This is a genomic window from Amycolatopsis samaneae (genome assembly GCF_039541975.1).
Classification (GTDB): Bacteria; Actinomycetota; Actinomycetes; order Mycobacteriales; family Pseudonocardiaceae; genus Amycolatopsis; species Amycolatopsis samaneae.
Genome location: NZ_BAABHG010000035.1, coordinates 1 through 10,472, shown reverse-complemented (window position 1 = coordinate 10,472; position 10,472 = coordinate 1). Strand labels below are relative to the sequence as shown.

At 70.6% G+C, this 10,472-nt stretch carries 11 protein-coding genes and 1 rRNA gene; 3 read left to right on the top strand and 9 right to left on the bottom strand.

Annotated features, from left to right (window positions below):
* Positions 1-115: ribosomal RNA gene (gene rrf / locus ABD987_RS44355) — 5S ribosomal RNA — on the top strand; the annotation flags it as partial.
* A gap of 274 nt (positions 116-389) precedes the next feature.
* Here rrf and ABD987_RS44350 read toward each other — a convergent pair.
* The 5 genes from ABD987_RS44350 to ABD987_RS44330 all read right to left on the bottom strand — a co-directional run bounded on the left by ABD987_RS44350 (position 390) and on the right by ABD987_RS44330 (position 5,239).
* Positions 390-1,532: a L,D-transpeptidase gene (locus ABD987_RS44350; protein ID WP_425551104.1), complete on the bottom strand. Its 1,143-nt coding sequence runs from the start codon at positions 1,530-1,532 to the stop codon at positions 390-392.
* 148 nt (positions 1,533-1,680) lie between these two features.
* Positions 1,681-2,550, bottom strand: a complete 870-nt coding sequence (locus ABD987_RS44345; protein ID WP_345409046.1) for a patatin-like phospholipase family protein — start codon at positions 2,548-2,550, stop codon at positions 1,681-1,683.
* Positions 2,551-2,676: 126 nt separating this feature from the next.
* A complete protein-coding gene (lipA, locus tag ABD987_RS44340) occupies positions 2,677-3,678 on the bottom strand; it encodes a lipoyl synthase (protein WP_345409044.1) in 1,002 nt (333 codons plus the stop codon).
* Positions 3,679-3,715: 37 nt separating this feature from the next.
* Positions 3,716-4,681, bottom strand: a complete 966-nt coding sequence (locus ABD987_RS44335) for an oxidoreductase (RefSeq protein ID WP_345409042.1) — start codon at positions 4,679-4,681, stop codon at positions 3,716-3,718.
* A gap of 27 nt (positions 4,682-4,708) precedes the next feature.
* Positions 4,709-5,239 carry a hypothetical protein gene (locus ABD987_RS44330; protein ID WP_345409040.1) on the bottom strand — a complete coding sequence of 177 codons (531 nt, stop codon included), beginning with the start codon at positions 5,237-5,239 and terminating at the stop codon, positions 4,709-4,711.
* A 132-nt stretch (positions 5,240-5,371) separates the two neighbouring features.
* Here ABD987_RS44330 and ABD987_RS44325 point away from each other — a divergent pair, with 132 nt between their 5' ends.
* Both ABD987_RS44325 and ABD987_RS44320 read left to right on the top strand, forming a co-directional pair.
* Positions 5,372-5,998, top strand: coding sequence for a TetR/AcrR family transcriptional regulator (locus tag ABD987_RS44325; protein WP_345409038.1), 627 nt, complete (start codon positions 5,372-5,374; stop codon positions 5,996-5,998).
* A 24-nt stretch (positions 5,999-6,022) separates the two neighbouring features.
* Positions 6,023-6,958 (top strand): LLM class F420-dependent oxidoreductase, encoded by a 936-nt coding sequence (locus ABD987_RS44320; RefSeq protein WP_345409036.1) that lies wholly within the window; start codon positions 6,023-6,025, stop codon positions 6,956-6,958.
* 81 nt (positions 6,959-7,039) lie between these two features.
* Here the strand turns inward: ABD987_RS44320 and lipB are convergent, their stop codons facing one another.
* From lipB to sucB, 4 genes are all read right to left on the bottom strand, one after another.
* The gene (gene lipB / locus ABD987_RS44315; protein ID WP_345409034.1) at positions 7,040-7,780 is read right to left on the bottom strand and encodes a lipoyl(octanoyl) transferase LipB; all 741 of its coding nucleotides are present in this window, start codon (positions 7,778-7,780) and stop codon (positions 7,040-7,042) included.
* Positions 7,777-8,403 carry a phosphatase PAP2 family protein gene (locus ABD987_RS44310; RefSeq protein ID WP_345409032.1) on the bottom strand — a complete coding sequence of 209 codons (627 nt, stop codon included), beginning with the start codon at positions 8,401-8,403 and terminating at the stop codon, positions 7,777-7,779. Before ABD987_RS44310 ends, lipB begins: the two co-directional genes overlap by 4 nt.
* Positions 8,400-9,284: a TIGR01777 family oxidoreductase gene (locus ABD987_RS44305; RefSeq protein ID WP_345409030.1), complete on the bottom strand. Its 885-nt coding sequence runs from the start codon at positions 9,282-9,284 to the stop codon at positions 8,400-8,402. Before ABD987_RS44305 ends, ABD987_RS44310 begins: the two co-directional genes overlap by 4 nt.
* A gap of 120 nt (positions 9,285-9,404) precedes the next feature.
* Positions 9,405-10,472 (bottom strand): 2-oxoglutarate dehydrogenase, E2 component, dihydrolipoamide succinyltransferase (gene sucB / locus ABD987_RS44300; protein ID WP_345409028.1); only part of this gene is annotated, 1,068 nt, incomplete at its 5' end.

Here is a 10,472-nt window from a genome sequence, read left to right as displayed (position 1 = left end):
GGTGGTTATAGCGTCGCGGGGAACGCCCGGTCCCATTCCGAACCCGGAAGCTAAGCCCGACAGCGCCGATGGTACTGCAACCGAAGGGTTGTGGGAGAGTAGGACACCGCCGAACATTACCTGAAGACGGCAGAGGCCCCGGTCGAGAACCCACAGCGGTTCTCCCGGGGCCTCTGTCGTTGTACCCACAGAAGCTTGCTCCGGCCGAGAGCACTTCCCGTGCCTGGACAAGGCCCCTCTGCGGCTCCAGGGGGAGGTGCTTACTGCCGCCCGGCGATAGCAAAGGTCCCTCGCTCCCGCACCGCACCGCACTGCCGTCCGCAAGGAGTGAGGTCGGCGGGGAGCGCAGCGGAAGATCCATCACGGCCCGCGGGGAGCCGCGGGCGGGGTCACTTGATGGCGCTGCCGCTCCGCCAGTCCTGCCAGGACTTCGACCAGTCTCCGTAGACGTCCCACACCGGCAGCTGCGGTCCGCCCGAGTTGGTCACCTCCACGACGTCACCGAGTCCCATGGTGTGGAAGAACCACTCCGCGTTCGCCGCGTTCAGGTTGATGCACCCGTGGGAGACGTTGGCGCTGCCCTGCGCGCCGACGCTGGCGGGGTTCTCGTGCACGAATTCGCCGTCGTTGGAGATGCGGACCGCCCACTTCTCGGTCGTCCGGTAGGCCCCCGGCGCCGGTGGGCAGAGCCCGTAGGTGCAGGAGTCCATCACCGTGCTCTCCTGCTTGTCCGAGACGACGTGCGGGCCGGCATGCGTCGGCGTCGAGTCCTTGCCCATCGAAATGGGCATCGATTTCACCGATCGCCCATTGTGGAAGATCTGCATCTGCTCGGTGTTCCCGTCCGCCCTGGCGATCCAGGAATCGTGCACCTTGTACGTTTCGGTCCGGTCCGTGGCGCCGTATACGCCATTTCCGAAATCGGCCCCGTACACCTTCGCCGTCACCTTCAGCACGGTTCCCGGCTGCCAGTACACCTTGGGCCGGTAGTGGACGTGCTGGTCGTCCATCCAATACCAGGAACCCTCCTGCCTCGGGGTCGACTCCACCGACAGCCGCTTTTCCACCTCGGCCCGGTTCTTCACCGGTTCGCTGAAACTGAACACGATCGGCTGACCGACCCCCACCCCGGTGCTCGCCACCGCCGCGGGCGCCGGGACGAGGTCGGGGCTGGCCTGCAGCCGCGGCGAGAGGGTGCTCAGCTGGCTGTGCTGCTCGATGGGCTTCCCGTTGCCGCCCACGGCCTGGGCGACGACCTTGTAGGTGCTGCCGTAACCGAGTGGCTCGGTGGAGGTCCAGCTGAGCCCGTCGGCGCTGAGCTGCCCGGACACCGTCGTCCCCTTGACGGCGTTCGTCACCGTGACGTCGGTCAGCTTCCCGTTCGACACCTTGACGACGATCGGCGTGGTCGGGTTGACGCCGGTCCCGCCCGCGGGCTCGATGTTCACCGACACCGGGCTTTCCGGGGACTGCGCGGGCGAGCCGCCTTCGGACCCGCCGCCCGCCGAACAGGACGACATCAGCAGCGTCACGGCGACAATCGCCGCGGACGAAAGTAATGTTTTCTTGGGAAACATTTTTGTCTCTTTTTGGGTCATTCGGGCAGCTGGCCTTCGCCCTCAAAACTACGCGATGCGAAAGGTGTACCCCAGCCGGAACGAGGTGACCCGTTGATTTTCCTCACTTCGTGACAAGGCCCGGTGCGCCATAGAGGCCCGGCCCGTCGACGGTGATTCCGTCGAGATAATCCCGCGCGGCCGCGTATGCCTGGTTTGCGAGTTCCTCGGTCCGGCTGAAGTCCAGCGGGCTGATCCGTACCGGCGCGGGCCCCGGCAGGTAGACCACCGGCGCCTGCGCGGCCGCGACCGGCGCCTCCAGCACCGCCTGGTTGCGCATGCTGATCATCGCGGTGAACATCAGCACCTCGGCGAACGTTCCCGGCGCCCCGGGCATCCGGCCGGGAAACGCGCAGTCCAGGACCACCAGCGAGCGGGCACCCATCGCCAGCGCCTGCCGCATCGGCACATTCGCGACCAGCCCGCCGTCGTAGAGCAGCTTGCCCTCGTGGGAAACCGGGGGATAGATGCCGGGGATGGCGCAACTGGCCAGCAGCGGCTCGAGGAGCGGCCCCTCCCGGATCAGGCGCGGCTCCGCGGTGTCGACCTCGGTGGTGACCACGCCGAGCGGCAGCGCGAGGTCCTCGAACCGGGCACCGTGGCCGACGTGCTCCTCGATGACCGCGGTGAGCCCGGTGTTGGGGAACAGATGGGTCTTGCTGTGCCGCAGTGTCCGGACCTGGCTCAGTACCCCGCCGGGGAACGCCTCGTGCCGGGTCATCCGTGCCCAGATCCCGCGCAGGCGCTCGATCGGGTCACCGCCGGGGAGCGCGAGCACGGCCCCGTTGAGCGAGCCGACCGAGGTGCCGACGACGAGGTCCGGCTTCAGCCCGGTTTCGCCGAGCGCTCGCAGCATCCCGAACTGCATGGCGCCGAGGCTGCCGCCACCGCCGAGGACGAACGCGATCGGCCGGGGGAGATCCAGAACGGTCATACCGCCGAATGTAGTAAGGCCGAGCGGCCGGAAACCCGGCTCGTGGCGGCACTCACCCGTACGGGCGGGAGCGCGGCCCGGTTTCGGTGGCACTGTCCCGTTCGGACAGTGCCACCGCCGGGTCGCTCATCGTGCCAGCAGGCTGCTGGCTTCCTGCGCGGCGGGCCCTTCGGCGGCCAGGTGCGCGAGGTTGTCCGGCAGGGTTTCCCCGCGGTGCGCCTTGGTCTGGGCGTAGAGGCGTCCGGCGCGGTAAGAGGACCGCACCAGCGGCCCAGCCATCACCCCGGCGAACCCCATCGCCTCGGCCGCCTTGGAGTGCTCGACGAACTCCTCCGGCTTCACCCACCGATCCACCGGATGATGCCGCGGCGACGGACGCAAATACTGCGTAATCGTCAGGATCTCGCAACCCGCGTCCACCAGATCCCGCATCGCCGGAGCCACCTCGTCCGGAGTCTCACCCATCCCCAGGATCAGATTCGACTTCGTCACCAAACCGGCCTCACGGGCCTTGGTGATCACCTCAAGCGACCGCTGGTACCGGAAGCCGGGGCGGATGCGCTTGAAGATCCGGGGCACGGTCTCGACGTTGTGCGCCAGCACCTCCGGCCGCGACCCGAACACCTCCGCCAACTGTGCGGGGTCGGCGTTGAAGTCCGGAATCAACAGCTCGACGCCGGTGCCCGGGTTCAACTCGTGGATCTGCCGCACGGTCTCCGCGTACAACCAGGCACCGCCGTCTTCCAGGTCATCGCGGGCGACGCCGGTGACCGTGGAGTACCGCAGCCCCATGGCCTGGACACTTTCGGCCACCTTGCGCGGCTCGGTCCGATCCAACTCGGCGGGCTTGCCGGTGTCGATCTGACAGAAGTCACAGCGGCGGGTGCACTGATCACCACCGATCAGGAAGGTGGCTTCCCGGTCCTCCCAGCACTCGTAGATGTTGGGACACCCGGCCTCTTCACAGACCGTGTGCAGGCCTTCGCGGCGGACGAGCCCCTTGAGTTCGGTGAACTCGGGGCCCATCTTCGCGCGGGTCTTGATCCAGGAAGGCTTCTTCTCGATCGGGGTCTGGCTGTTACGGACTTCCAGCCGCAGCAGCTTCCGACCCTCCGGTGCAGCACTCACGAACGCCAGCCTACGCCCGCTTCCGGCGCCTTATCGATCACGCGGGGTCGGGGGTGACGCCGGTCAACCTCGCGGTCAGCTCCCACAGCGCGCGACCGGTCGTGGCGTCGCGCGCGGCCGCGAAAGGGCGCCCCTTGGCGGGGTAACCGCGCAGGCCGCCGATGCCGTGCGGGCCGATGTAGTCGCCGCCTTCGACACCCGGCGCGGTCGCCGCGTACAGCTGCGGCAGCGTGCCCTGCGCCGGCCGCATCGCGAAGAGCAGTTCACCGGCCCTGTTGACGGCGAGGATGCTCCGGCTCAGCAGGGGGTTCCGGTAGGAACGGGCCATCCCGGAGCTCAGCCCCGTCCCGACGTACCCGGGGTGCGCGGCGACACTGATCACGCTCTCGCCCGCCGCGCGCAGGCGCCGGTCGAGTTCGATCGCGAACATCTGGTTGGCCAGTTTCGACTGCGCGTAGGCGATGCCGGGGTTGTACCGGCGGTGCTCGAAGTTCGGATCGGTCACGCTCAGCCCGCCACCGGCGGCGGCGACGCTCGACAGGGTGACCACGCGTGCGTCGCGACCTCCGCGCAACGCGGGCAGCAGCAGCCAGGTCAGTGCCGCGTGCCCGAGGTGGTTGGTGCCGAACTGGGTTTCGAACCCGTCGGCGGTCACGCCGCGCGCGGTGGCCATCAGGCCGGCGTTGTTCACCAGGACGTCCAGCGCGTCCCCGGTCAGCTCGCGCACCGACGCCGCCGCGGCCCGCACGGACGCGAGATCGGCGAGGTCGAGCGGCACCAGCTCGGGGGACGCGCCGGTGGCGGCCCGGCGGACGAGGTCGAGTGCCCGCTCGCCACGCTCGGGCGAGCGGCAGGCGAGCAGGACGCGGGCCCCCTTGCCCGCGAGCACCTCGGCGGTGCGCAGGCCCAGACCCGAGTTCGCGCCGGTGACCAGTACGGTCCGGCCGGTCTGCTCGGGGATGTCCGCCTCGGTCCAGTGACCGCGGTTCGCGCGCTCCGCCATGGGGCTACCTAACTACATCGGGGCCGCTCACGCACTGGGCGCGAGCAGGCGCAGCAGGTGGCCCACCGGGCCACGACGACGGGCCGGGCGAGCGTCCGGTCCGTTGCGCAGCAACGCGTCGAGGGTGTAACCCACCTTGGTGATCTCGTCGGCGGGTTCGCCGTACTCGGCGAGCCCCGCGGTGATCGCCAGCATCCGCAGTTCACCCTCGTGCAGGGGGAGCAGCGCCGGGTGGCGATCGAGGTTGGCGTCGAGGACGGCACGCAGCGTCGCGTGTTCGGACGTCGCGCGCTGCCACGCGCGGGTGACGGCGTCGACCTGGTCGAGGACCTGCCCGGCGGCGGCGTCCTCGGGGTCGGCCAGTTCGGCACGCAGATAACCGGCGAGCAGCTGAGTCCACTTGTGGTGCAGGGCCAGCAGGAGGTCTTCCTCACTGCCGAAGGACTCGGCCGCGCCGGGGATTTCGGCGAGAGACAGCCGGCGCCCGGGGTCGTTCCCGGCCTGCCGGAGGGCTGATTCGAGGGCATCTCGCCGACGGTAGAAGTCGGTCCAGCTCATGATGTGGCTCCCCTTCCGTGACCTGGTTCATACTGCAGGTTTGCTGCATACTCCTGGTACGGACCTGACGGGCCAAACATACCATGGGTATGGCGACAGGTCCTGGGGCGTAAGGTTGTGAGGGTGGCGACAATGAGGTCCAGAAGGCTCGACTATTCCGAGTCGACCCGGTCCGCGCTGGTGGACGGCGCGGTGGAATTGTTCACCAAGCGTGGTTACGCGGGTACCTCGCTCGACGAGATCGCCAAACGTGCCCGCGTCACCAAAGGCGCGCTGTATCACCATTTCAGTGGCAAACAGGCATTGTTCGAGGCGGCTTTCGAAGCGGTCGAGAGCCTCGTCTACGACCGGCTCGACAAGATCGTGAACGGGCCGGGCTCGCCCTGGGACCGGGCCAGGGGCGGGCTCAGCGCGTTCATCAAAAGCTGCCTCGACCCGGCGTACCAGCGGATCGCCATCCACGAGGCACCCGTGGTGATGGGCTGGGAACGCTGGCGCGAGGCCGAGGAGCGGTGCAGCTTCGGGCTGGTCCGCGCCGCGATCCAGGCGCTCATCCAGGCGGGCGAGATCGCCGCGGTCCCGGTCGACATCACCGCGCGGCTGCTGTTCGGCGCGTTGTCCAGCGCGGCCACCGAGATCGCGGGTTCGGCGGACCCGAAGAAGGTCGGCGCCGAGGTCGAAGGCGTGATCGTCCAGCTGCTGGAGCGGTTGCGGGCGACCTCGCCGAATCCCGCGGGCGAGGAGCAGGCGGCGAGCTGACCGCACGCTCTATAGGCTGACGTCGTGGACTTGAGGATCTTCACCGAGCCCCAGCAAGGGGCCAGCTACGACGACCTGTTGCGGGTGGCCAAGGCGACCGAGGCCGCGGGCTACGACGCGTTCTTCCGCAGCGACCACTACCTGAAGATGGGCGGCGTCGACGGCCTTCCCGGCCCCACCGACGCCTGGATCACCCTCGCCGGGCTGGCGCGGGAGACCAGCCGCGTCCGCCTCGGGACCCTCGTCACCGCCGCCACCTTCCGGCACCCGTCGGTGCTGGCGATCACGGTGGCGCAGGTCGACCAGATGTCCGGCGGCCGTGTCGAGTTCGGCCTCGGCTCCGGCTGGTACGACGACGAGCACACCACGCTCGGCCTCGACCTGCCCCCGTTCAAGGAGCGGTTCGACCGCTACGCCGAGCAGCTCGCGATCATCACCGGGTACTGGAAGACACCGGCGGGGGAGGCGTTCTCGTTCGACGGCGAGCACTACAAGCTCGTCGACGCGCCCGCGCTGCCGAAGCCGGTCCAGCAGCCCGCGCCGCCGGTGATCATCGGCGGCAGCGGCAAGAAGCGCACCCCGGCGCTGGCCGCCCGCTACGCCGACGAGTTCAACCTGCCGTTCGCGGACGTCGAAACGACCGCCGCGCAGTTCGCGCGCGTGGCCGCGGCGGCCGAGGAGATCGGGCGCGACCCGAAGGAAATCCTGCGCTCCTCGGCGCTGGTGATCGCGGTCGGCCGCGACGAGGCCGAGATCAAGCGCCGCGCCGACGCCATCGGCCGCGACGTCACCGAACTGCGCCAGAACGGTCTCGCCGGGACGCCGGCGGAGGTCGTGGACAAGATCGGCCGGTGGCGGGAGCAGACCGGGATCACCCGGCTCTACCTGCAGTTGCTGGACCTGTCCGATCTGGACCAGATCGACCTCGTCGCCGCCGAGGTCGCCCCGCAGCTGGACTGAGTCCCGCGCCAAAAGCGCTCTGAAGGCCACCTTGAGGGACTTGGGTTCCCTCAAGGTGGCCTTCAGAGGCTTCGGGGCAGCTCAGTCCTGGAGGGCGAAGGTGACGCCGGGCGCGGTCGGCGCTTCGGGACGGGGCAGGTCGCGGTCGGTGACCGGGAGGTCGCCCGCCAGCGCGGCGAGCACCGCGTCCCGCGTCATCGGGAGGATCTCGGCGACCGTGACCTCGCGCCCCAGCTCGAAGGACAGCGACGTCACCCCGGCGTCGCGGATCCCGCACGGGACGATGGTGTCGAACGCCGCCAGGTCGGCGTTGCAGTTCAGCTCGAACCCGTGCATCGTCACCCCGCGCTGCACCCGGATGCCGATCGCCGCGATCTTGCGCTCGATGCCCCGGTCGTCGGCGGGGATCCACACGCCGCTGCGCCCCTCGACACGCCCGCTGTGCACGCCGAGCCGGTCGCACACCGAGATCAGTGCCTCCTCCAGCCGCCGGACGTAGTGCACCACGTCGATCGGGTCGGCGAGCTTCACGATCGGGTAACCCACCAGCTGCCCCGGCCCGTGCCAGGTGATCTTCCCGCCGCGGTCGACGTCGATCACCGGGGTGCCGTCCTGCGGCCGGTCCGCCGGCTCCGTGCGCTTGCCCGCGGTGTACACCGACGGGTGTTCGAGCAGCAGCATCGTGTCCGGGCCGGTGCCGTCGGCACGAGCGGTGAGATGACGGCGCTGCAGCTCCCACGCCTCGGTGTAGTCGATCGTGCCGAGCTCGCGGACGTCGACGGGTTCGGTGCTGGCGCGGCAGGAGAGGCTGGAGGAACTCACTCAGCGAGGTTACGCCCGCCCGGCGGCGGGGGCAGCAGTCCGGCGGCGGCCGCTGTGACCAGGCCGACACCGGTCACGGCGAGGACGGCGCCGACGGTGTCGGTGACCCAGTGGACGCCGAGCACGATCCGGCAGGCCGCGCCCAGCACGGTCGCCGCGACCGCCGCTCCCACGGCCCAGCGCACCAGCCGCGGCGCCAGCCACACACAGAGCAGGACGGCGACGAACGCGGTGCTCGCCACGGAAACGACGTGCCCGCTCGGGTAACTCGTCTCGGGGTACACCCGGGGTCGCTGCCGCTCGAACACCAGCTTGCCCAGCACACTGGTGAGCCTGCACACCACCAGCACGACCCCGAGCCGCACGCAGAGTCCGGTGTGGTCCCGCCGCCGCAGCGCGACGACGACCAGCACGGCGCCGAGCAGATAGGGCAGGACCGGGCCGAGGACGTTCGTCAGCGCGCCCGCGACGTGCCCGAGCGGCCGGTTTTCCTGACCGCGTAAGGAATCCGCGACCGCGAGGTCGAGTGCGGGCGGCTGCCGCGCGACCAGTACGCCGAGGACGGCGAACGCGACGAACAGCACCAGCCCGGAGACCACCCAGCGCACCCCGGGCACGGTCATGTCGCGGCGGCCAGCGCGCTCCCGACGTCGCGGTGGCGGAACTCGTAGCCGGACTCCTCCAGCGCCCTGGGCACCGCCCGCTGGCCGATCAGTGCCATCTCCTCCGCGGCCTGGCCGAGCGCGAGCCGCATCGCGAAGGCGGGTACCCAGCCCAGCGCCGGGCGGTGCACGGCACGGCCGAGCGCGCGGGTGAACTCGGAGTTGGTCACCGGCTCCGGCCCGGTCAGGTTCACCGGCCCGGCGAGGGTTTGGTGCTCCAGCGCGTGCACGAGCGCGCCGACCTCGTCCTCGAGCGCGATCCACGGCTGGTACTGGCGCCCGTCGCCGAGCCGCCCGCCGAGGCAGAGCCGGAACAGCGGACGCAGCACGGTGAGCAGTCCGCCCTCGCGGGCGAGCACCAGCCCGGTGCGCGCCAGCACGACGCGGGCGCCGCCGTCCCGCGCCGGCGCCGTCGCGGCTTCCCACGCGGTACACAGCTCGGCGAGGAATCCCCGCCCCGCCCCGGACTTCTCGTCCACAATGGACTTGCCGGTGTCGCCGTAGAACCCGACGGCGGACGCGTTCACCAGCACCCCGACGCCGTGCTCGGCGACCGCGTCGGCGAGCACCTCGGTGGGCTCGACCCTGCTGTCGAGCAGCATCTGCTTGCGCATCCCGCTCCAGCGGCCCGGCAGCAGCGGCGCGCCGCAGAGGTTGACGACCGCGTCGACGCCGTCGAAGGCGCCGGCCGAGATTTCCCCGGACGGGGGATCCCAGCGCAGTTCGTCCGGCCGGCCCGGCTCCCGCCGGACCAGCCGCCGGATGTCGTGACCGCGCTGCCGGAGCCGGGCGGTCACCGCCGAGCCGATCAGCCCACTGGAGCCCGCGATCAGTACGCGCATGCCTCGATCGTGTCCTACTCCGGACGGGGGCGCACATCCGGCCCCCGAAAGCAGTGAAGGCCTCCTTCACAGCGTTCACCGCTGTGAAGGAGGCCTTCACGGACCATCGCGACCCGAGGGTCAGAGGCCCAGTTCGTCCTCGAAGTTGCCCTCTTCCAGACGCTGCTTGATCGTGGTCAGGAAGCGGCCGGCGTCGGCACCGTCGACAAGGCGGTGGTCGTAGGTCAGCGGCAGGAACGCCATCGACCGCACGGCGATGGTGTCGTTGCCGTCGGCGTCGCTGACGACCACCGGGCGCTTGACGACCGCGCCGGTGCCGAGCATCCCGGACTGCGGCTGCACGATGATCGGCGTGTCGAACAGCGCGCCGTTGCTGCCGATGTTCGTGATGGTGAACGTGCCACCGGTCAGCTCGTCCGGCTTGATCTGGCTCGCCCGCGCCCGCGCCGCCAGGTCGGCGATGCGGTGCGCGAGACCGGCCAGGCTCAGCTCACCCGCGTCGTGGATGACCACCGACAGCAGACCCTTGTCGGTGTCCACCGCGATACCCAGGTGCACCGCACCGTGGTAGGTGATCTCCTTGGTGTCCTCGTTGTAGGACGCGTTGACGTTCGGGTGCTGCTTGAGCGCCTCGACCGTGGCCTTCGCGAAGAACGGCAGGAACGTCAGGTTGACGCCCTCGCGCTCCTTGAAGGCCGCCTTCGCCCGCTGGCGCAGCTTGGCGACCTTGGTCACGTCGACCTCGTGCACCTGGGTCAGCTGCGCCGAGACCTGCAGGGATTCGCGGGTCTTCGTCGCGGTGATCTGCCGGATCCGGTTCGCCTTCTGCACCGTGCCCCGCAGCGCGGCGATCTCCGGGGAGACCGGGGCGGCCGCGCGGACGGCGGCGGGGGCGGCGGCCGGAGCGGCCGGGGCCGTGGCGGCGGGCGCCGGGGCGGCGCGGTCCTGCTTGGCCTCGGCCGCGGCGAACACGTCGGGCGCGCGGAAGCGGCCGCCGACGCCGCCGCCGGTCAGGCTCGCGAGGTCGATGCCGTGCTCGGTCGCCAGCTTGCGCACCAGCGGCGTGACGTACGGCTGCTCGGCTGCGCCGTCGGTGCTCGACGCCGGGGCCGCCGCCGTGGGGGCGGGCGCCGGTGCCGCGGGAGCCGGGGCGGCGGGCGCGGGGGCCTGCTGCGCCGGGGCGGCGGG

Excerpts from the sequence above, each read along its gene's own strand:
- ABD987_RS44305 (WP_345409030.1), bottom strand. The coding sequence starts at position 9,284 with ATGCGCGTACTGATCGCGGGCTCCAGTGGGCTGATCGGCTCGGCGGTG.
- ABD987_RS44335 (WP_345409042.1), bottom strand. The coding sequence starts at position 4,681 with ATGGCGGAGCGCGCGAACCGCGGTCACTGGACCGAGGCGGACATCCCC.
- ABD987_RS44330 (WP_345409040.1), bottom strand. The coding sequence starts at position 5,239 with ATGAGCTGGACCGACTTCTACCGTCGGCGAGATGCCCTCGAATCAGCC.
- ABD987_RS44310 (WP_345409032.1), bottom strand. The coding sequence starts at position 8,403 with ATGACCGTGCCCGGGGTGCGCTGGGTGGTCTCCGGGCTGGTGCTGTTC.
- ABD987_RS44325 (WP_345409038.1), top strand. The coding sequence starts at position 5,372 with ATGAGGTCCAGAAGGCTCGACTATTCCGAGTCGACCCGGTCCGCGCTG.
- ABD987_RS44345 (WP_345409046.1), bottom strand. The coding sequence starts at position 2,550 with ATGACCGTTCTGGATCTCCCCCGGCCGATCGCGTTCGTCCTCGGCGGT.